Here is a 21,192-nt window from a genome sequence, read left to right on the forward strand (position 1 = left end):
ATCTCACTGCCCGCAGGCAGGAGGGGAAATACAGGCCCGCTTCAAATGGCAGGTCCCCATCCGATCGGGACGATGCGATCAGAAGCTCAGCTCGTCGTAGATTTTCGACAGGTCGTGGTCCCACGGCCCCTCGTAGCGGTCGAGCAGGTCGTGGGCGGGCGATTTGCCCGTCGCCGCGATGCGGCGCAGCGGTTCGAGGAAGCCGACCTCGTTGTCGCCCATCGAATTGACCTGTCCGCGCGCGGCGAGCCCCGCCGCGGCGATGTCGAGCACGCGGTGCGCGAGCTGGCCGACGGTGCCGCCGCCGGGCGCGGGGGCGTCGAGCCCTTCGCTGGGGACGGCATCGCGCAGCGCCTGCTGCTCCTCGATGCTCCAGCCCTTGACGAGATCCCAGGCGGCGTCGAGGGCGCCCTGGTCGTAGAGCAGCCCGACCCACAGCGCGGGGAGCGCGCAGATGCGGTTCCACGGGCCGCCATCGGCGCCGCGCATTTCGAGGAAGCTCTTGAGCCGCACCTCGGGGAAGGCGGTCGAGAGATGGTCGGTCCAGTCGGAAAGCCGCGGCAGTTCGCCGGGAAGAGCCGACAGCTCGCCTTTCAGGAAATCGCGGAAGCTGAGGCCCGCAGCATCGATATATCGGCCGTCGCGGAAGACGAAATACATCGGCACGTCGAGCATATAGTCGACATAGCGGTCGTAGCCGAAGCCGTCCTCGAACACGAAGGGCAACATGCCGGTGCGCGCGGGGTCGGTGTCGGTCCAGATATGGCTGCGATACGACATATAGCCATTGGGCTTGCCCTCGGTGAAGGGCGAGCTGGCGAAGAGCGCGGTGGCGAGCGGCTGGAGCGCGAGCGAGACGCGGAATTTCTGCACCATGTCGGCCTCGGACGAATAGTCGAGGTTGGTCTGGATGGTGCAGGTGCGCAGCATCATGTCGAGCCCCATGCTGCCGACGCGCGGCATATGCTCCAGCATGATCTTGTAGCGGCCCTTGGGCATGATCGGCAGCTCGGCGCGCGTCTTGTCGGGCCACATGCCGAGCCCCAGAAAACCGAGCCCGAGTTCGGCGCCGACTTCCTTCACCTGCTTGAGGTGCCGCCCGGTCTCGGCGCAGGTCTGGTGGAGATTTTCGAGCGGGGCGCCGGAAAGCTCCAACTGCCCCGCGGGTTCGAGGCTGACGGTGCCGTCGCTGCCGGCAAGCGCGATGACATTCCCGCCCTCGATCACCGGCTCCCAACCGAAGCGCGTGAGCGCCATCAAGAGGTCGCGGATGCCGCCGGGCTCGTCATAGGAGGGGGCGCGGTGGTCGGCGGTGCGATAGACGAATTTTTCGTGCTCGGTGCCGATCCGCCAGCGATCGCTCGGCTTCTCGCCCCTGGCCATGGGCGCCGCGAGCTGGTCGCGACTTTCGATGATCGGATCGTTGCTGTCGGAAGCGGTGCGCGTGCTCATTTCGCGCCATCTAGACTATTCGGTATAGAATGCAATCGGGGTCATGAGGGGCGCCGACGGTGTCAGTTCACCGTGACGTCGAACGTCACCGCCATCGCTGCCGCGGGGACCAGGGTCGCGGTGCTGGCGGACACGGTGGTTCCCGCGATCGCCGCGCCGAAGGGGTCGCTTTCGTCCGCTCCCGCCGCATCGTCGTCCTCGGCCGTGGTCGCGCCCGCGCAGCTCGTCCCGCTGCGCAGCGACCCCGGAACGAAGGTGGTGGTGGCGGGCAGGGGATCGGAAACGAGGATGCCTGTCGTGGTCGCGCTGCCGCCGTTGGTGACGAGCAGGCAATAGCGCATCGTCGCGCCGGGGACCGCTTTGGGGTTGGTGGTGCCGTTCAGCGGATCGCTGACGACGCTGCTCGTCTTGGCGATCAGCAGATTGCCGACCGGGCGGCAGAAGAGGAAGTCGTGGATCGCCATCCCCTGCTGCCCCGGATTGGCCGGAGCAAGGCCGTGGCTGCCATAGTCGATCGTGATGCTGTCCACCGGCGCCGCGAAGGTCACGGTCACGGTGCCGTCGGCGCTGGCGTCGGCCGACAGGACATCGCCATAGGCGGTGCTCCCGATGACATAGTTGGCGGTGCCGTTCGTCAGCACCGGCGTGACGTTCGTGCCGTTGAAGCTGCCCGTCACGGTGACGCGGTCGGCGAACTGCCCCGCTGCATAGTCGACGTCGAACAGCCGGAACTGCGCGCCGGGGACCGCGGTGGGCAGGGTGATCGTCGAGGTGACCGAGCCCGCTTGGCTGGTGAAATCGACCAGCTCGAAGATCGAATATTGCGCCGGAGACAGCGCGCCGGTGACGATATTCTGCCGGGTCGGCGACTGGCCGCCATAGGTCGCGTTGCTGAGGAAGGCGCCGCCGCTGATCGCGATGTTGAAGCCGGTCGTGCCGATCGCGGTCAGCGCATAGCTGCCGCTGGTCGTCCCCGCGCTCCACGTCACGCTGTCCCAGTCGAGCGTCGTCGTCCCGGCCGGGCAGACGAGCGTCGGCGGGGTTCCCGCGGTCCGCGTTCCGGCGACGGTGAAGCTGGCCGCGGCATAGTCGTCCTCGCCCGCGGCGCCGTTGCCGGGGGTCGAATCATAATCATAGGCCGAGGAGGCGCTGACTTCTGCGACATTGGTGATCGTCGCGCCCGCGGTTGCCGAGACGGTGCCGCTGATCGTCAGCGTGCGCGTTGTGCCCGGCGGGATGCTGCCGACGGTCCAGACCCCGGTGGTGCTGTTGTAACTGCCGAACCCCGACGCGCCGGTGAAAGTGACGCCCGGGGGAAGCATGTCCTGCACCGTCACGCCCGTCGCGGTGAGCGCCGAGGCCGCGGCATTGGTCACGCTGAGCGTATAGCTGATGCTGGCGCCCGACGAAGGGTTCGCGTTGCTCACCGATTTCGCGAGCGACAGGTCGGCATAGGGTGACAGCGGTACGCTGGTCAGGGTCAGGTCGGCGCGCGTGAAACTGCCGCTGTCGCCGTTCAGCGAGTCGCAGATCTGCAATTGCCACGTTCCCGCGGTTCCCTGTCCGTTGAAGTCGGCGAGCGCGCCCTCGGGGCGGAAGGTCCGCTGGTACGGCGGCGCCGCCGACGTGTTGTCGTTCGCCGTGTGGGTCGAGATGCTCGCCGCCGCGCTGTCGTCGAACAGCACGTTCAGATTGTCGGCGCCGGTGCCGACATTGGTGATGAGATTGACGACGGTTCCCGCAGGCGAGGTCAGCGTGACGCGAAGGTCGCCGCGATAGCTGTGGCCGAGCTGGACGCCGATATTGACGTCGGTAACCTGCGTGTTTGCCGCGACGGTGAAGGTGCGCACCATCGGCCCGGTACAGGGGGTGGCGGTTTCGCTGATCGTGCCGGCGGCCGTGTTGCTGTAGGTCGCGCTGGTCTGCGCCGCAGCGGGTGCAACGACGAGAGCCAGCGCCAGCCAGGCAAGCATGGTCGCCGCCCGCCTCAGCAGCGCCCGCTGGCCCCCACGCCAGCGATCTCGGCTCTGGTCCCGCCGTTGCATGAGCAGGCTTTGCGGCCGATATCCCTAATTTGAAGTTAATAACTGCCAGACTGGCAGCAATAATGTCCAGTTTTGGTACAGTTAGGCCCAATCGCCGTTTGCCGCCATCCAAACCCCGATTGCCGCGATCGCCGCGGTCTCGGCGCGCAGGATGCGCGGGCCGAGCGCGATGCGCCGGACCGCGGGGTGTGCGAGCAGCAGATTGCGCTCGGCGGTGGTGAAGCCGCCCTCGGGCCCGGTCAGGATCGCGGCGGGCGGCGGCGCCGGGGCGACAGCGAGCGATTCGCCGCCCGCTTCGTCGGCGAAGAGCAGCGACCGCCCGGCGGGCCATGTTTTCAGGAGCTGCGGCAGTTTCACCGGCTCGGCGAGTTCGGGAAGCGCGGTGCGCCCGCATTGCTCGCACGCCTCGACGATCTGCGCCTCGAGCCGCTCCTGCTTGACCCGTTCGACGATCGTCCGGTCGGTGATTACCGGTTGCAGCCGCGCGATGCCGAGTTCGGTCGCCTTTTCGATGATCCAGTCGAGCCGCGCCTTCTTGACCGGCGCGAAGCAGAGCCAGAGATCGGGCACCGCCTCGCGCGGGCGCATCAGCGCCTCGATGGCGATGTCGAGCGAGCGCTTGCCCGCGTCGGCGATGCGCCCGAGCCATTCGCCGCTGCGATTGTCGAACAGCAACAGCGGGTCGCCCACCCTCAGCCGCATGACGTTCAGCAGATAGTGCGCAGCCGCGCCGTCGATGTGCGGCGCGGCTTCGGGGCCGAGCGGCTGGTCGATATAGAGGCGGGGCGTGCTGGCGGGCGGCCAGGCGGGTGTCGCGGGCATGGCGCCGCGATAGCAGAGCGCGCGGCGCGGCGCATCTGCCACGTTGGCGCCGTGCCCGGATCGCCGACCTGTCCCGATACGGGCCAGAATTCCCGCCGATATGCGCGCATGTCGAGGGGGCCGATTAGCGATTTGGTAAGCAGTTTCCCCCTAGGTGCGAGGATACCAGTCGCGCATCTGGGTGGGTGGTGCGTCTGGACCAAGAGGGGTTTAGACCATGCGAGGGACCATTTTGAACGGCCTCAGGGCCGGCGCCTCGAAACTTCTGCGCGACCAGCGCGGCAACGCCATGATGCTGACGGCGGCTGCAATCATCCCGGTGATCGGCATCGTCGGTTCCGCGGTCGATATCGGCCGCGCCTATATGGCGCAGCTCCGCCTGCAGCAGGCGTGCGACGCCGGCGTGCTCGCCGGCCGCCGCGCGATGGCTGGCGGCAGCTATGGCGACACGCAGAAGGCCGAAGCGAACAAGATGTTCAACTTCAACTACCCGACTGCGATGTACGGCAGCACGGGCATATCCTTCTCGTCGGTGCCAGTGGGGACGTCGTCGGTCGGCGGCACCGCGGCGGCGACGCTGCCGACGCTGGTGATGACGATGTTCGGCAAGGAGAATTTCGCGCTATCGGTCAATTGCGAGGCGAAACTCGAAATCTCGAGCACCGACGTGATGCTCGTGCTCGACGTCACCGGGTCGATGGACGATCCGATTGCCGACAATGATGCCGGCGGCGGCGCGACGATCGCGAAAATCGCGGCGCTGCGGAACGCGGCCAATCTTTTCATGACGACGATCACCTCGGCCGAACGCGGCGATGGCCGCCTGCGCATCGGCGTCGTGCCCTACAGCGGCACGGTCAACGTCGGGGCGATCATGCAGTCGAGCTGGATCGCCGACACCGTCACCGTTCCCTCGCGGCAGCCGAACACCGCCGCGCTGTGGACGACGACGGGGAACACGAGCAACAACAGCAGTACGAATCCGTCGAGCTGGTCGGGTTGGTCGGCCACGCAAACGATCAACAATACGACGAATGCCAACTGTACGAAAGGCAGCGAGACGATCACCGGCACCGCGTCGACGACCGTCAACGGCCCGAACACCTCGGGCGACACGCGCACGACGACGACGACGACGACGACGCCCTACACCGACTATCAGTACCGGAATCAGTCGTTCAACAGTTCGACCAAGGTCTGCACGCGCCAATACCGCTCGCGCACCTACTCGAGCAGCACCGTCCAGACGAAGACCGAGAAATATACCTACACCTATCTCGACCGCACCTTCGACGTGTCGTCGGGGAAGAACATGTCCACGTCGCTTTCGTTCAACACCGGGACGGCCGGGGCGAGCCAGTCCGCGCCGTGGACCGGCTGCGTGATGGAGCGCGCCACGAACGCATTTGCGTCGAACGCCGCGCCGCCTGCGAACACCTATGACATGGATATCGACCTGGTGCCGACGGCGAACGACGACACCAAGTGGCGGATGTTCATTCCCTATTTCGTCTATTCGCGTTCGTCGCCGACCAATGTGAACTCGACCACCAACAGCACCAATTTCGGCAAGCAGTCGGAGAATTTCGGCGACACGGGCGCCTGTCCGGTGCCGGTCATGAAGCTGACCAACATGGATGATGCGGGCAAGACCGCGTTCACCACCAAGATCAACGGCCTGAAAGCCCAGGGTTATACCTATCACGACAGCGGCATGGCGTGGGGCGCACGGCTGATCTCGCCCGACGGTCTGTTCGCTGCCGAGAATGGCAATTACATGGGCCGCCCGGTCGGACGCCACATCATCTTCATGACCGATGGCGAGATGAACACGCCGCGCAGCAATTATTCGCATCAGGGCCTCGAGCAAGTGATGCAGCGCATCGGTGCGACCGATAACTCTGATGCGATCGCGCGCCACACCAACCGCCTCAGCTATCTGTGCGCGGCTGCGAAGCAGAAGGGCATCGTCGTCTGGATCATCGGCTTTGGCGTCGACCTCGACGACGCCAAGAATGCGAAGCTTGTCGCCTGTGCATCGTCGGGCAAGGCCTATGAAGCGGGCAGCAGCGCGCAGCTCGCCAGCATCTTCTCGCAGATCGCGCAGCAGATTTCGCGCCTGAGGCTGTCGCAATGACGCGCCGGTCCAGCCTGCTCCGCCGGCTTCGCGACAGCGAGCGTGGCGCGGCTCTCGTCGAGTTCGCCTTCACCGGGCCGCTCTTCATCCTGCTGCTGATGGGCATCTTCGACTATAGCTGGCAGATGTACGCAAAGCAGGTGTTGCAAGGCGCCGTCGCAAAGGCGGCGCGCGATTCGACGCTTGAAACGGGCGGCGCCAGCCAGACGGCGCTCGACGATGCGGTGGAGACGGCGGTGGTGAAAGTATTCCCCCACGCCGAAGTGACCTTTGCCCGCCGGGCCTACGACAATTTCAGCGAGGTCGGGAATCCCGAACCGTTCAACGACGACAATGGCGACGGCGCGCACCAAAACACCGAATGCTTCGAGGATGTGAACGGGAACGGCGTCTGGGACAGCGACCGCGCGCGCGGCGGCAACGGCGGCGCCGACGACGTCATCCTCTACACCGTCGAGATGAAGTTCGATCGCGTCCTGCCCGTATGGCGGATGCTGGGCCAGCCACAGGAAACCACGTTGAGGGAGACAACGGTGCTACGCAACCAGCCCTTCGCCGTCGGGTCCGATGCCAGCCCGGTGCGCTGTCCATGAGCGCGCGGCGGACCATCGCGCGCGCGATCATGCGGCGGCTGCGCCGCGATCGCCGCGGCGCCGTGCTCGTCGAAATGGCGTTCACCGTGCCGTTGCTCGTCCTGCTCGGCTTCGGGGGAATCGAGATCGCCAACCTCGTGCTCGTGCATACGCGGGTCAGCCAGATCGCGCTCGGCGCCGCGGACAATGCATCGCGCATCGCGACGGGCGACTCCTTGTCGCAACCGATCATTCGCGAGATCGACATCAACGAAGTCTTTTCGGGTGTCGAGAAACAGGCACGCAACATGGATTTCGAACGCCGCGGCCGCGTCATCCTGTCGAGCCTCGAACGCAACACCGACGGCGGGCAGTGGATTCACTGGCAGCGCTGCTACGGCGACCTTGGGGTTCAGTCGAGCTTCGGCGCCGCCGGCGACGGCGCGACGGGCAACGCCTTTCCGGGCATGGGCCCGACGGGCAAGGAAGTCACCGCCGCCGCAGGGACCGCGGTGATGTTCGTCGAAGTCTATTACGACTATCAGCCCTTGCTCTATGGCAAATGGCTGGGATCGCAGCGCATCCACACGACGGCCGCGTTCAACGTCCGCGAAGCGCGCGACCTGAGGGAAGGGTTCAACCCGACCCCGACCGGCACGGTCGCCAGATGCACCTGATCGCGGCCGGGTCCATCCAATCAATCATTTATCCGGCTCGCGCCGCCTGCTAGGGCGCGAGCCGATGACCGCCGCGCCACCCGACAGCCAGTTCCAGGGTTTCGTCGCCCTCCTGCCGGCCGGCGCGCGGCCCTATGCGTTGCTCGCGCGCTTCGACCGGCCGATCGGCTGGTGGCTGCTCTATTGGCCGTGCGCCTTCGGCCTCGCGCTCGCGGGCGGCGCGCTCCATCACTGGCCCTTGTTCCTCTGGCTGCTGCTCGGCGCGATCGCGATGCGCGGCGCGGGCTGCGTCTATAACGACATCGTCGATCGCGATCTCGACGCAAAGGTCGCGCGCACCGCATCGCGGCCCGTCGCGAGCGGGACGGTGTCGGTGCGCAACGCGCTGCTGTGGACGATCCTGCTGTCGCTGGTCGGCCTGCTGGTGCTCGTCCAGTTGCCGCGCGGGGCGCAGATTGTCGCGCTGGGAAGCCTCGCGCTCGTCGCCGCCTATCCGTTCATGAAGCGGATCACCTGGTGGCCGCAGGCTTGGCTCGGCCTGGTCTTCAGCTGGGGCGCGCTCGTCGGCTGGATCGCGGTCGGCGGCGGCGCCAATAATGCAGACGGGGGGCTCGGGCTGCCGCTTCTCTATGCCGGCTGCATCGCATGGGTGATCGGCTATGACACCATCTATGCGCTGCAGGATATCGAGGATGATGCGCTGGTCGGCGTGAAGTCGAGCGCGCGCGCGATGGGCGCGCATGTGAAGGGCGGCGTCGGTTTCTGCTACGCCGCGGCGCTCGCCTGCTGGGCGGGCGCGCTGTGGAGCGTGCGGCCCGATCCGCTGGTGTTCGTCGCGCTCGTCCCAGCAGCATTGCACCTGACGGGACAGGTGGTGACGCTGAGCCCCGCCGATGGCGCCGACGCGCTCGCCAAGTTCCGCAGCAATCGCTTTGCCGGACTTCTGGTGTTCGCGGCGATGCTGGTGGTCGGCAGCGCGCCCTAATCATTCGGCCGCGAGCAGTTCCTCGGCGCCGCCGAGATCGACCGAGACGAGGCGGCTGACGCCCTTCTCGATCATCGTCACCCCGAACAATCGGTGCATCCGCGCCATGGTGACCGCATTGTGGGTGACGATCAGGTAGCGGGTGTTCGTCTCGCGCGTCATGCGGTCGAGCAGATCGCAGAAACGCTCGATATTCGCGTCGTCGAGCGGCGCATCGACCTCGTCGAGGACGCAGATCGGCGCAGGGTTGGTGAGGAACAGGCCGAAGATCAGCGCGACCGCGGTCAGCGCCTGCTCGCCGCCCGAGAGCAGGGTGAGCGTGCCGAGCCGTTTGCCCGGCGGCTGCGCCATGATTTCGAGCCCGGCTTCGAGCGGGTCGTCCGAATCGACGAGTTCGAGATGCGCCTGGCCGCCGTTGAACAGCGTCGTGAATAGCCGCTGGAAATGCTCGTTCACCGTCTCGAACGCCGCGAGCAGGCGGACGCGGCCCTCGCGGTTCAAATTGCCGATCGAGCCGCGCAGACGGTTCACCGCCTGCGTCAGTTCCTCGATCTCGGCGGCGTTGCGTGTCCGCTCGGTGTCGAGTTCGGCAAGTTCGTCGGCGGCGACGAGGTTGACCGGGCCGAGCCGCTCGCGCTCGGCGATCAGCCGGTCGTGCTGCGCCGATTCGTGCATCGCGTCGCCGACGCTGTCTTCCTCGAATCCGGCCTTCCTGGGCAGCAGCGGCGGCGGGCATTCGAAACGCTCGCCCGACAGGCGGCCCATCTCGACACGGCGCAATTCGGCATTTTCGGAGCGCGCGACCGCGCCCGCGCGGGTTTCGCGCGCCGCGGCGACGCGCTCGCGGATCGCGGTGAGCGCGGTTTCGGCTTCGCGGAGCGCGGCTTCCGCTTCGCGCTCGCGCGATTCGGCGGCGCTCACCTGTTCGCGAAGGGTGGATTGTTGTGTCTCGGCCGCGCCGCGTTCGGCGGCGAGCTTTTCGGGGACGTCGGCGAGTTTCGCGGCTTCGGCGGCGAGGGCTTCGGCGCGTTTGTCCATTTCGGTAACGCGGCGCGCCGCCTCGCCGGCGCGCGCTTTCCAGCTCTTGATCTCGGCGCTGACGACTGCCTGCCGTTCGCTCAAGGCCGCGAGGGTGCGTTCGTGTGCCGCCAGCGCGTCGCGGGCTTCGCCGGCGTCGGTGCGCGCGCGCTCGGTCGCGGCTTCCTCGGCATCGAGCGCGGCGCGCGCGATGCTGTCGTCCGGCAATGCTGCCAGCGCGGCTTCCTGCGCCGCGAGCGCGTCGGCGGCTTCCTTCGCGGCCGCGGCGACCTCGGTAAGCCGGCGATCGAACATCGCGGTCGCGTCGCGGTGGCGATCGAGCGCGGCCTGTGCCTGGTCGGCGGCGCGCAGCGCGGCGCGGCGAGCCTCGTCGGCCTGCGCGAGCCCCTTGCGGGCTGCCGCGGCGGCTTCGGCGAGTTCGCCCGCCCTGGCGGCCGCGGTATCGCGGCGATCCTTCAGTTCCTGCACGCCGAGTTCGACTTGCGGACGCTGCGCGGCGAGCGCGTCGAGGCGGTTCTGGCGTTGCAGCCGCTCGGTCGCCGTCGCGCCGTCGCCGCGGGTGACGAAGCCGTCCCAGCGGCGCATCATGCCGCCCGTCGTGACGAGGCGCTGGCCGACCGCGAGCGTCTGGCCGCCGTCGCTTTCGGCAACCGCGACCTGGGCAAGGCGGCGGGCGAGTGCCGCGGGCGCGGTTACGAAATCGGCGAGCGATTGCGTTCCCGCGGGAAGCACCGGATCGTTCTTGCCCTTGTCGGCGCCGCCCCAACTCCGCGCCGCGTCCTTCGCGGTGCCCGCATCGAGATCGTCGCCCAGCGCGGCGGCGAGCGCGGCTTCATAGCCCGGCGTCACGCGAAGCTGATCGAGGATGCGGTCGTCGTCGCTCTTCGCGGCGGCGAGCGCGCGTTCGAGCGTCGCCGCCTCTCCGTCCAGCGCGGCGAGCGCGGCGCGGGCTTCGGCGAGACCGGCTTCGATGGTGGCGAGATCGGCGGCGGTCGCTTCGCGGTCGGCTTCGGCGTTCTGCAAGGCGGCTTCGGCCTCGGCGATCGCGGCTTCGGCCGCTTCGGCCGCCCTGGCGCTTTCGGCCTCGGTCGCGGCGAGCGCGGCGCTGTCGCCGAGCGCGGCGATTTCGGCATCGACGCGCGTCTTGTCCTGCGCCACGCGGCGGACGGCGGCTTCGGCGGTGTCGCGCGCCGAGACGGCGATGCGGCGGTCGGCGGCTTCGCTCGCGGCCTTGGCGCGCGCCTGCGCCAACGCGACCTCGGCATCGCGGAGGCGCGTCTGCGCCGCCTGATTGGCCTCGACGAGCGCGGCCTTGTTTGCGTCGTGCGCGGCGATGTCGCGCTCCAGCGTTTTGCTCTCGGCGTCGAGGCCGGTGAGCGCGGCGTGCGCTTCGCGCGCGAATTCGCCTTCGCGTGTCCGGTCGTCGGCGAGCCGCGCCTGTTGCGCCGCCAGATCTTCCAGACGCTGCCGCGCCGCGCGTTCCTCGCCCTGCAGCCGGACGAGCGTCGCGGTCGCCTCGGCGAGCGCATCGCGCCGCGCCTGCGCCTCGGCGCGCGCGGCGCCGACGCGCGTCGCGACCTCGACTTGCGCCGCCGTGACGGTCTCGAGTTCGGCCTGCGCGGTTTTCACCGCGGCTTCGGCGGCGTCGGCGTCGCGGCGCGCCTGATCGGCGGCGGCGGCGGCGTCGCGCCAGCGTGCATAGATCAGCCGTCCTTCGGCGACGCGGATATCCTCGGACAGTTTCTTGTATTTTTCGGCCGCGCGCGCCTGACGCCGGAGCGCGTTCGCGCGCACCTCCATATCGGCGACGATTTCGGAGAGGCGACCGAGATTGGTTTCGGTCGCGCGCAATTTCTGCTCGGCGTCCTTGCGGCGAACGTGCAGGCCCGCGATGCCCGCCGCTTCTTCGAGCATTGCACGGCGGTCGGTCGGCTTGGCGGCGATGACATTGGCGATCTTGCCCTGGCTGACGAGCGCCGGGCTGTGCGCGCCGGTCGCGGCGTCGGCGAAGATCAGCGCGACGTCCTTTGCGCGCACGTCGCGGCCGTTGGCGCGATAGGCGCTGCCCGCGCCGCGCTCGATACGGCGGATGATTTCGATCTCGTGGCCGTCGCTCGCGTCCGAAAGCCCCGCGACCACCCCCCCCTCGGTATCGCAATGGATCGCGACCTCGGCGAAATCGCGGGGCGGGCGCCGCGTGGTGCCCGCGAAGATCACATCCTCCATCCCGCCGCCGCGCATCGACTTCGGCGAGGATTCCCCCATCACCCAGCGGATCGCCTCGAGCAGGTTCGACTTGCCGCAGCCATTGGGGCCGACGACCCCGGTGAGGCCGGGTTCGATGCGCAGTTCGGTGGGTTCGACGAAGCTTTTGAAACCGGTCAGGCGCAGCCGCTTTATCTGCACGGAAAGCTCCCGTGCAGGTCGTCGAATCGCGGCTGTTGCAACCTTTGCGTCACAATTCCCCCTCGCACCGTCATGACGCGCCGGAGGGGGAGTCGCAAGGGGTTAGAAAGGCTCCTCCCCGCGGGCTCGCCGCAGGGAGGATCGCCGGCGTTCAGCGTGCGCCCATCGTGCGCAGGCGGTCGCGCAGCAGGCCCCAGGTCGCGATACCCTCGGCGACCTGGCCGTTGATGACGAAGGTCGGGGTGCCCTGGATCGTATATTTCTCGACCGCAGCGTTGGTGCCCTGTTCGAGCTTCGAGATATTGTCGATATTGCCGAGGCACGCGTTGATCTGTTCGGCGGTGACGCCGCGCGACTGGAAGAAGGCGTCGAGCTTCCATGCCTTGGCGAGCGCCGGGAACCGCTGCGCCGGGGGCAGCTTCATCGCCGCTTCGCCGCCCGCGGCATTCGCCTGCGCGCCCGCGAAGAGGTCGGCCTGCGAGGCGAAGACATTTTCCTGCAGCGGGAAATAGCGGTCGACCGGGCCGCAGCGGATGACCGCCGCCGCCATCGCGTCGAGCGGATCGCGGATGAAGTTGCGGACCTCGAGGCTCACCCGGCCGGTGTCGATGAAGTCGCGCTTGATCTCCTCGTGGCTTTCCTTCGAGAATTCGGCGCAGTGCGAGCAGGTCAGCGAGGCGAATTCGATAATCTTGATCGGCGCGTCGGGGTTGCCCATCAGATAGCCGCCGTCGGCGGTCTGGCTGACCGTCGCCGACCAGCTCTTGCCCGCGGGCGCCGCGACCTTGGCAATGACATCCTGTTCCTTGGCGGGGTCGGTCTTGCTTTCGCCGCAACCCGCGAGCGCGAGCGCGCCGAGCGAGGACAGGAGGAGGATACGCAGCGGGGCCTTCGTCATGGTCGGTTTCTCTCCGGACAGGGGATATGGTGGCTTCTTAGGAGCCCTTCAGGGCGGCGTCGAGTTTCGTTTTGAGCGCGGTCCACTGGACCACGGCGGCGTTGCGGCCGTTGATGAAAAAGGTCGGGGTGCCCGCGACGCGATCGGCGTTCTGGCCGATGTTGGTCATCCCCGCGATCTCCGCCTGCGCGACCTCGCTGTCGAGGCATGTGCCGATCTGCGCCGTAGTATAGCCGCGCTTCTGCATGATCGCGGTGAGCCCGGTGTCGGCGGCGATCCTGCGCGCGCGGTCGCCGAGGCTGCCCTGATACCAGCTTTTCCTCTGCGCTTCGGTCGCCTTGGCGACCTTGCCGAGCCAGACCGGCTGCGCGGCGAAGATCGCGTCGTGATTTCCGGCGAAGGCAGCCGGCGCGCCGCAGCGCGCGAGCAACGCGGCGGTCATGTCGACGGGGTCGCGGACGAGGTTGCGATATTCGAACAGCACCAGCCCCTTGTCGATATAGAGGGTGCGGAGCGGGGCCGAGCCCGCCTTGGCGAATTCGGCGCAATGGCTGCACGTATAGCTGAAATATTCGACGAGCCGGACCTTCGCGTTCGGGTTGCCGACGATATAGGCGCCGATCGGGCTGGTTTCGACCTTCGCCGACCAGCGGACGGGCTGCGCGGGCGTGGCGGCGGCGAACAGCGCGAGCGCGGCGGTGGCGGCAACTGCGACGGCGATGCGGCGCGAGGTCGGGCGAAGTCGGGACATGCGTGGCCTTCAACTGATCCGGGGGAGCTTCGGTGCCGACGCCAGCCCCGCCGCCATGCGTTCGAGCACGGTACGCAGTTCCGGGTCGCCGATATCGCGAAGGCTATCCCCCAATTCTTCGGGTACGGGTTTGAGCATTGCGGGTGGCTGAACGGGGGCGGCGGGGGTCACCTGACCGTGCGTCATCCGCACCGTGGCGATCGCGGCATAGCCGAAGAAGCGGTTCACCGCGGCGATGATGTCGGGCGACACATGCTGGAGCATCGGGGCGTGCGCGCCGCTGATCGTCAGGTGCAGCGTGCCGCCCGCCTTCTGCCCGGCGGGGAAGCGGATCATCGCGGGCTGGGTGACGTCGGCGAGCCGGTCGCCGACGATCTCGCGCCAGCGGCTGACCACCGACGACTGGATGAAGCCGAATTTGCGAAAGGCGGTGCGGCCGATTTCGGGGACGAGGTCGGCGATCGAGCGCGCCTCGCCGCCGCGCGGGCGCTCATAGGGCTTGGCGTCGGGCTTTTTTGCCGCCTTCTTCTTCGGCTTTTCGCCTTTGGGAGTGTCCGCTTTCGCCATCGCCGCCGCCATGCCATAGGCGGGGGGTGAGCGTCCAGACTTCAGGCAGCATCGACAGTTTCGCCGCGCGTCTGCTCGGCTGGTACGACCGGTCGGCGCGCGCGTTGCCGTGGCGCATTCCACCGGGGAGCGATGCGGTGCCCGATCCGTACCGCGTGTGGATGGCCGAGATCATGCTGCAACAGACGACGGTCGCGGCGGTCGCCGGCTATTTCGAGCGCTTTGTCGCGCGCTGGCCGACGGTCGCCGATCTGGCGGCGGCCGACGACGCCGACGTGATGGCGGCCTGGGCGGGGCTCGGCTATTACGCCCGCGCCCGCAACCTGCTCGCCTGCGCGCGCGCCGTCGCCCGCGAGCATGACGGGCATTTTCCCGATAGCGAAACGGGGCTGCGCGCGCTGCCGGGGGTCGGGGATTATACGGCCGCGGCAGTCGCCGCGATCGCCTTCGGGCGCCCGGCGGTGGTGATCGACGCCAATATCGAACGCGTGATCGCCCGGCACCGGCTCATTGAAACCCCGCTTCCCGCCGCCAAGCGCGCAATTCGCGCCGAGCTGGCGCCGCTGCTTCCCGGCGACCGGCCGGGCGACTTCGCGCAGGCGCTGATGGACCTCGGCGCGACGATCTGCACGCCGCGCGCGCCCGCTTGCGGCATCTGCCCGGTGATGGCCGACTGCCGTGCGCGGGGCCGCGCCGATATCGAGCGGCTGCCGGTCAAGCCCGCGAAAAAGGCGAAGCCGCAGCGCTATGGCGTCGCGCACTGGATCGAGCGCGACGATGCCATCTGGCTCGTCCGCCGTCCCGACAAGGGCATGCTCGGCGGAATGCGCGCGCTGCCCGGCGGTGCCTGGACCGACGTGCCGCCCGCCGAGTCCGGTATCGTCCAGGTCGATCATGGTTTCACCCATTTCGACCTTCGCCTGACGCTCGTTGCCCGCGAACGCAAGGATGCCGCAGGGGAAGGCGAGTGGTGGCCGCTTTCGGCGCTTGACGCGGCCGGATTGCCGACGCTCTATCGCAAACTGACCGACAAGATGCGGGAGAGAATTTCATGACCATGATGGTTTCGCGCCGGGCGCTGCTGGGCGGTTTCGCGCTGGGCGGCGCAGGGCTGATGCTGCCGGGGGCGGCGCTCGCGTGGAAAGCCGATGGCGGCGCGGCCTATCCGGCGACCGCGGCCTTTATCGAGGGCTTCGTCGACCGGCGCGAACTGGCAGGGACGCTCGCCGCGATCGGCAAGGGGCAGGGCGCGCTCGACGTCTTTGGCGCGGGCACGCAGGCGATGGATTCGGCGCGGGCGGTCGACGGCGACACGATCTGGCGCCTCTATTCGATGACCAAGCCGGTCACCGGCATCGCCGCGATGATCCTGATCGAGGAAGGCAAGCTCAAGCTCGACCAGCCGATCGCCGACATCCTGCCCGCCTTTGCGAAGATGAAGGTTCAGAACACCCCCGACGGCTCGCTGACCGACGTGCGCGATGTGACGACACTGATCACCGTGCGCCACCTGCTGACGCATACCGCGGGCCTCGGCTACGGGATCGTCCAGAAGGGACCGCTGCGTGACGCCTATAACGAGCAGGGGATTCTGGGCGGGCAGGTCAGCCGCCTGCCGATTCCGGGCTTGCCGGCGTCGAAGCCCGCGCCGAGCCTTGCCGAATTCGCCGACCGGCTCGCCAAGCTGCCGCTTGTACACGAACCCGGCACGCAGTGGAGCTATTCGGTCGGGCTCGACCTGCTCGGCCGCGTCATCGAGGTCGTATCGGGGCAGCCGTTCGACCTGTTCCTGAAGGCGCGCCTGTTCGATCCGCTGGGGATGAAGAGCACGGGGTTTCAGGTCGCGGCGGCCGACGTCGGCCGGCTTTCGACCAACTATGCCCCCTTTGGTGGCGCCTTGCTGCCGATCGATCCCGCGACGAGCTCGATCTATCTCGACAAGCCGCCGATCCCTTATGGCGGCGGCGGGCTCGTTTCGACCGCGCGCGACTATGACCGCTTCCTCGCGATGCTGCTCGGCGAAGGCGAGACGGACGGCCTGCGGATCCTGAAGCCCGAGACCGCCAGGCTCGCGATGTCGAACCTGTTGCCCGCGGGCGCCTCGACGAAGAACAGCTTCGTCGAGGGCGAAGGGTTCGGCGCGGGCGGGCGCGTGTCGCTGCCGACCTCGCCGACGGGCGAGGGCGTTTTCGGCTGGGGCGGCGCGGCGGGAACGATCGGCTTCGTCGATCGCAAGCGCGGCTGCCGCGTCGGTGGCTATGCGCAATATATGCCCGCCGAGGCGCTGCCCTTCCAGCGCGATTTCGGGAAGAATTTCTACAAGGATGTGATGGCCTGATGCCGCTGCCGCTTGGTTTCACCGGAGCGCGGCTCGACCGCGCCGATCGCCTGCGTACCGATGCGGAAGCGTTTGCGGCGGCAACGCAGGATCCGCGCGCGACCTGTCTCGCGATGGACGGGATCGATCCCGTCCCCGGCGAGCGGGGCGGGTTGATCTGGGAACCGCTGGACCCCGCCGACGAGCGCGCGCTGCTGTTGCTCGGGATCGACGATGCCGGGGCGCCGCGCTTCGTCCGCGCGCCCGCGCCCGGCGCGCGCATCGACGCGCGCTCGCGGACGGTGATGCGGCTGATCCCCTTGCTGTCGCCCGAGGAGGCGGCGCTTTACGGCGGCGCCCGCAGCCTGGTCGACTGGCACGCGCGGCACGGTTTCTGCGCGGTGTGCGCGGCGCCGACCGGGATTTTTCGGGGCGGCTGGGGGCGGAAGTGCGGCAATTGCGGTTCGGAGCATTTCCCGCGCGTCGATCCCGTGGTGATCATGCTCGCCGAATATCAGGACCGCGTGCTCGTCGGGCGCCAGCCGGGCTTTCCGCCGGGCTTCTTCTCGGCGCTCGCGGGGTTCGTCGAGCCTGGCGAATCACTCGAAGAGGCGGTGGCGCGCGAATTGTTCGAGGAGGCGGGGATCCAGGTGTCGGACGTGGTGTATGTGGCGAGCCAGCCCTGGCCCTTCCCCTCGTCGCTGATGATCGGCTGCCGCGCGGTCGCGCATGATACGGCGCTGACGATCGATACGACCGAGCTCGAGGCGGCGATGTGGGTCGACCGCGCCGAGGTGCGGGCCGCGCTCTCCGGCGAGATGGGGGCGAGCTTCATGGCGCCGCCGCCGCTGGCGATCGCGCGTTATTTGCTGGAGGATTGGGCGGGGTAGCTTCCCGTACGGTCTCGTTCCGGAGCGACGGCGCAGAAACGCGCGATCACCCTCATCCAACTCCGCCTAGCCGCTGCGCGGCAAGGCTTCATATCCTTCTCCCATCAAGGGAGAAGGGAGATTGTCAGAATTTCTTGCCGGTGATCCGGCTGATTTCCTTGGCGACCATCGCCTCGACCATCGTCGGAAGGTTGGCGTCGAGCCATTCCTTCAGCATCGGACGAAGTGCCTCGATCACCACGTCTTCCATCGTGCGGCCGCCGGTCGCGGCGGCCGGGATCGCGGCGGTGACCGCGGGCGCGACCGCGGCGGTCAGCGCTTCGAGCGACTGGCGCGTGGCATCGGCGCTGGCGGCCGAGAGCAGCTCTTCCTCGGTCGGGATCACGGGCGGTGCATCGGCCATCGCATCATCTGGCGCTTCCCCTTCGTGAAGGTCGAGAACATCCTCGTTCGCGGCGGCGACGCGCTGGGCGCGGGCACCGGGAGCCTCGTCGCGCGCGATGACGCGCCGAATCGACGACAGGATGTCTTCCATCGATGGTTCCCGCGACAGATCGCCCATTACTGCCCCCATTTGCCCATTCCGGGCCCCACGATATCAGGGTCGCCCTACCAGGCGGTTAACCATCATCTTACCGGCCGGGGGCGGCCTTTGCCAAGCCTTATTGTTTCGGACCCATTTCGACATAGGCGGGGACGCCGGCGTCGGGCGCCGGAACCGTCCTGGTGTCGGTTGCCTGCTGCTGCGGCTTCGGATCATCGGCCCAGTCCCAGAGCTGGCCCTTCACGCGGCGATAATTGACCTCGGGGTCATAGAGCGCGCCGCCTTCGATCCCGAGGTCGCGCGCTTCGGCCTTGCCCATCGCGGCGAGGACCGAGAAAGCGGCGACATAGCTGTTGCGCCGTGCCGAGACGAGCTGGACCTGCGTGTTCAGATATTCCTGTTCGGCATTCAGAATGTCGAGGATCGAGCGGGTGCCGACACTGTTTTCGGCGCGAACGCCCTCGAGCGACAGGCCGTTGGCGCCGACCGCCTGTTCGGTCGCGGCGATGATCCGCTCGTTCGCCTGCCACGCGGCATAGGCGCCGCGCGTCTGGGCGATCACGTCGCGTTCGACCGCGACATAATTCTCGATCGCCTGGCTGGTCTGCGCCTGCGCCTGGCGCACGCGCGCCGAGGCGCGGCCGCCCTGGAAGATCGGCAGGGTCATCGACACGCCGGCGATCGTGCTCGTCGTCGTATTGTCCGACGTCGTGTTGCCGGCGGGGATCGAGCTCAGGTTGTTGTTGTAGCCGCCGCTGACCGTCGCCGAAACCTTGGGCGCGCGGGTCGCCCGCGCGGCGCCGATGTCGGCGCGCGCGGCGCTGAGGCGCTGGTTCGCGGCGTCGATGTCGGGATTGTTGGTGAGCGCGATCGCCACCGCTTCCTCGGCCGTCGTCGGCAGGTTCGGCAGCACCGGCGGCGCCTGCAGGTCGGTCGGCGCGTCGCCGACCAGGCGGATGTAGGCTTCGCGGCTGCGGATCAGGTTCGATTCGGCGGTGCGCAGGTCGCCCTCGGCAAGCGCGAGGCGCGCCTGCGACTGCGCGACGTCGGTGCGCGTCAGGTCGCCGATCTCGAACCGGTCGCTCGTCGCCTGCAAATTGGTCCTGAGGACCGACACATTCTTCTGGTTCAATTGGACGATCGCGATGTCGCGGATGACGTCCATATAGGCGCCGACGACCTGCGAGAAGATGCTCGCCTCGGTCGCGCGGAGGTCGGCTTGCCCCGCCTCGACGCGATATTTGGCGGCCTTCACCGCGTTGCGCACCGCGCCGCCCTGATAGAGCGGGACCGACAGCTGCGCGCCGGTCGAAACCGAGCGGCCGGGGGTGAAGAAGCTGTTGCCGGGGACGACCAGATTTTCCTGATAGTCGACGCTGGCGCCGACCGAGGGCAACCCGGCCGCCTTCTGGATCGGCACATTCTCGTCGTTCGCGCGCTGCCCCGCGCGGGCGCCGGTCAAGGTCGGGTTGTTCTCATAGGCCTTGGCGAGCGCGCCCTGCAGCGTTTCGGCGTGCGCGGGCGATGCGGCGACCAGCGCGCCGAAGGCGAGACCGGCAAGCCAGCGGGCGCGGCGACCGGTTGCGATAGTCATCTTGTCATGCATCGTCTTGTTCAGCCTGAAACGGGGGAGGGGGCGGGCAACGCTCAGAACCGGAAGCCCTTGGGCGCGGCAAATCCGGGCAGCGGCGCGACGTCCATGTCGGCGAAGGCGCGCAGCGCGACGGTGCCACCCGCCTTCACGCCGTGGACGAGCCGCGAGACGCTGCCATCGCGGCGCGCGGCGACGATCCGCCCGCCCTCGGCAAGCTGCGCCAAGAGCGCGTCGGGCAGCGCTTCGACCGCGCCCTCGACGATGATGCGGTCGAACGGCGCGGCTTTCGGTGCGCCGGCAGCCAGCGGCCCTTGGGTCCAGGCGATCGCCGGATCGCCCGCCGCGGCGCGCGCGGCCTCGATCAGGTCGGCGCGTTCCTCGACGGCATGAACCTCGGCGCCCAGCTTCGCGAGCAGCGCGGCGGTATAGCCCGTCGCGGCGCCGACCAGCAGCACGCGCATTCCGGGCCGCACCGCCGCCTCGACGAGCAGGCGGCCGGTGACGAGCGGCGGATTGAGCGCGCGGCCATCGCCGAGCGCGATCGCGCGGTCCATATAGGCGACGCCGGAAAGCGCGGCGGGCACGAACGCCTCGCGCGGCACCGCGGCCATCGCGGCGACGACGTCGGGGTCGATGACGTCGTTGGTGCGCAGCTGGCTGTCGATCATCGCGGCGCGCATCGCGGCCGCACCCGTCTCGCTCAATTTCGTTGCCATCCGTCTCTATCCGATTCCCTGGGCCCAAGCCTGTATCGCGCGGTTCTAGCCCAAGCATGGCTGTATTGCAATAGTAATACAGCCATAAGACCCCGCCGCGCCGCGCATAGCGGGCAAAGGGGATGGAGCCAAGTGCGCATCGAAGGGCGTGCCGGATGATGCAGATTGCGAAACGAACGGATTGCCACTGCGAAACAAAGCGGCTAGGGGCGCTGTCTCCACGCAATTCTGCGCCTGAGGCCCGATGGCGGAGTGGTGACGCAGCGGACTGCAAATCCGTATACGCCGGTTCGATTCCGGCTCGGGCCTCCATCCATAGTCGATAAGCCGCGACGCGGGCGTCGATCTCCCGCGATCGGCGCTATTGCGCGCCGCCCGGTCACGTTGACGTGGCTCCGCCTTCGCATGCGATACCGGGCGCGGACGGCCACCGATTCCGGGGATGCAGGGCGCGCTCCCTGCATCCAAAGTTCAGGAAAGTTCAGCCCAATGGCGATCGCTTGCCGGGCCGCTGCGGAAGGATGGCGCGCCGTAAAGGGAAGGATGCTGCTTTCCGGGCCGCTTGAAGCATGGCGGGATAATGTAGGAAAGCCTTTTCTCGCGGGTGGGGCCGCCGAAGCGGCAGCGCGGCGATCTGCGCCTGCACCTCCGGCGGCGGCTTGGCCATGATGGTGAGGGGTGTCCCGGGGGCACGGGTGGGGGTGTAGCATGGTGCTGGAGTGGATTGCTGCCATGTTTACCTGAAAAATGAAATTGTGCGACTATGCTTTGTATGTCTCAA

General features: G+C 68.2%; 17 protein-coding genes and 1 tRNA gene. 8 read left to right on the forward strand and 10 right to left on the reverse strand.

What is annotated here, in order from left to right; translation table 11 throughout:
- Positions 1–78 precede the first annotated feature (78 nt).
- The 3 genes from QOL79_RS13335 to QOL79_RS13345 form a co-directional block, all read right to left on the reverse strand.
- Entirely contained in the window at positions 79–1,452 is a 1,374-nt protein-coding gene (locus QOL79_RS13335) for a glutamate--cysteine ligase (protein WP_283419903.1), read from the reverse strand.
- 62 nt (positions 1,453–1,514) lie between these two features.
- Positions 1,515–3,425: a proprotein convertase P-domain-containing protein gene (locus QOL79_RS13340; protein ID WP_283419904.1), complete on the reverse strand. Its 1,911-nt coding sequence runs from the start codon at positions 3,423–3,425 to the stop codon at positions 1,515–1,517.
- A 153-nt stretch (positions 3,426–3,578) separates the two neighbouring features.
- Positions 3,579–4,319, reverse strand: a complete 741-nt coding sequence (locus tag QOL79_RS13345; RefSeq protein ID WP_283419905.1) for a 16S rRNA (uracil(1498)-N(3))-methyltransferase — start codon at positions 4,317–4,319, stop codon at positions 3,579–3,581.
- Between the two features lie 217 nt (positions 4,320–4,536).
- Here QOL79_RS13345 and QOL79_RS13350 point away from each other — a divergent pair, with 217 nt between their 5' ends.
- The 4 genes from QOL79_RS13350 (at position 4,537) to ubiA (ending at position 8,690) form a co-directional block, all read left to right on the forward strand.
- Positions 4,537–6,456 carry a pilus assembly protein gene (locus tag QOL79_RS13350; RefSeq protein WP_283419906.1) on the forward strand — a complete coding sequence of 640 codons (1,920 nt, stop codon included), beginning with the start codon at positions 4,537–4,539 and terminating at the stop codon, positions 6,454–6,456.
- On the forward strand, positions 6,453–7,049 hold the full coding sequence (locus QOL79_RS13355; protein ID WP_058456766.1) for a TadE/TadG family type IV pilus assembly protein: 597 nt from the start codon (positions 6,453–6,455) through the stop codon (positions 7,047–7,049). The genes QOL79_RS13350 and QOL79_RS13355 overlap by 4 nt, the downstream gene beginning before the upstream one ends.
- Positions 7,046–7,705, forward strand: a complete 660-nt coding sequence (locus tag QOL79_RS13360; RefSeq protein WP_283419907.1) for a TadE/TadG family type IV pilus assembly protein — start codon at positions 7,046–7,048, stop codon at positions 7,703–7,705. The genes QOL79_RS13355 and QOL79_RS13360 overlap by 4 nt, the downstream gene beginning before the upstream one ends.
- Before the next feature lie 64 nt (positions 7,706–7,769).
- Positions 7,770–8,690, forward strand: a complete 921-nt coding sequence (ubiA, locus tag QOL79_RS13365) for a 4-hydroxybenzoate octaprenyltransferase (protein ID WP_283419908.1) — start codon at positions 7,770–7,772, stop codon at positions 8,688–8,690.
- On the opposite strand, the gene smc is transcribed toward ubiA, so the two are convergent.
- From smc to QOL79_RS13385, 4 genes are all read right to left on the reverse strand, one after another.
- Positions 8,691–12,134 (reverse strand): chromosome segregation protein SMC, encoded by a 3,444-nt coding sequence (smc, locus tag QOL79_RS13370; RefSeq protein WP_283419909.1) that lies wholly within the window; start codon positions 12,132–12,134, stop codon positions 8,691–8,693.
- 151 nt (positions 12,135–12,285) lie between these two features.
- Positions 12,286–13,032: a thioredoxin domain-containing protein gene (locus QOL79_RS13375; RefSeq protein ID WP_204992244.1), complete on the reverse strand. Its 747-nt coding sequence runs from the start codon at positions 13,030–13,032 to the stop codon at positions 12,286–12,288.
- A 37-nt stretch (positions 13,033–13,069) separates the two neighbouring features.
- Positions 13,070–13,783: a DsbA family protein gene (locus QOL79_RS13380; RefSeq protein ID WP_283419910.1), complete on the reverse strand. Its 714-nt coding sequence runs from the start codon at positions 13,781–13,783 to the stop codon at positions 13,070–13,072.
- A gap of 9 nt (positions 13,784–13,792) precedes the next feature.
- Complete coding sequence (locus QOL79_RS13385; protein WP_058456828.1) at positions 13,793–14,350, reverse strand: DUF721 domain-containing protein; 558 nt, start codon at positions 14,348–14,350, stop codon at positions 13,793–13,795.
- Between the two features lie 26 nt (positions 14,351–14,376).
- Between QOL79_RS13385 and QOL79_RS13390 the strand changes: the two genes are divergently transcribed.
- The 3 genes from QOL79_RS13390 to nudC are packed head-to-tail and all read left to right on the forward strand — an operon-like array spanning position 14,377 to position 17,557.
- Complete coding sequence (locus tag QOL79_RS13390; protein ID WP_283419911.1) at positions 14,377–15,405, forward strand: A/G-specific adenine glycosylase; 1,029 nt, start codon at positions 14,377–14,379, stop codon at positions 15,403–15,405.
- Entirely contained in the window at positions 15,402–16,688 is a 1,287-nt protein-coding gene (locus QOL79_RS13395; protein WP_283419912.1) for a serine hydrolase domain-containing protein, read from the forward strand. Before QOL79_RS13390 ends, QOL79_RS13395 begins: the two co-directional genes overlap by 4 nt.
- Positions 16,688–17,557 (forward strand): NAD(+) diphosphatase, encoded by an 870-nt coding sequence (gene nudC, locus QOL79_RS13400; protein ID WP_204992248.1) that lies wholly within the window; start codon positions 16,688–16,690, stop codon positions 17,555–17,557. The genes QOL79_RS13395 and nudC overlap by 1 nt, the downstream gene beginning before the upstream one ends.
- Positions 17,558–17,681: 124 nt before the next feature.
- Here nudC and QOL79_RS13405 read toward each other — a convergent pair whose 3' ends face one another.
- From QOL79_RS13405 to QOL79_RS13415, 3 genes are all read right to left on the reverse strand, one after another.
- Complete coding sequence (locus QOL79_RS13405; RefSeq protein ID WP_082657863.1) at positions 17,682–18,092, reverse strand: DUF2497 domain-containing protein; 411 nt, start codon at positions 18,090–18,092, stop codon at positions 17,682–17,684.
- A 127-nt stretch (positions 18,093–18,219) separates the two neighbouring features.
- Positions 18,220–19,695, reverse strand: a complete 1,476-nt coding sequence (locus tag QOL79_RS13410) for a TolC family outer membrane protein (protein ID WP_283419913.1) — start codon at positions 19,693–19,695, stop codon at positions 18,220–18,222.
- Between the two features lie 53 nt (positions 19,696–19,748).
- Positions 19,749–20,411, reverse strand: a complete 663-nt coding sequence (locus QOL79_RS13415) for a protein-L-isoaspartate O-methyltransferase family protein (RefSeq protein ID WP_283419914.1) — start codon at positions 20,409–20,411, stop codon at positions 19,749–19,751.
- A gap of 238 nt (positions 20,412–20,649) precedes the next feature.
- Here QOL79_RS13415 and QOL79_RS13420 point away from each other — a divergent pair.
- Positions 20,650–20,723, forward strand: a tRNA-Cys gene (locus tag QOL79_RS13420).
- Positions 20,724–21,192: the final 469 nt, after the last annotated feature.

Source organism: Sphingopyxis sp. Geo48 (assembly GCF_949769155.1).
Taxonomy (GTDB): domain Bacteria; phylum Pseudomonadota; class Alphaproteobacteria; order Sphingomonadales; family Sphingomonadaceae; genus Sphingopyxis.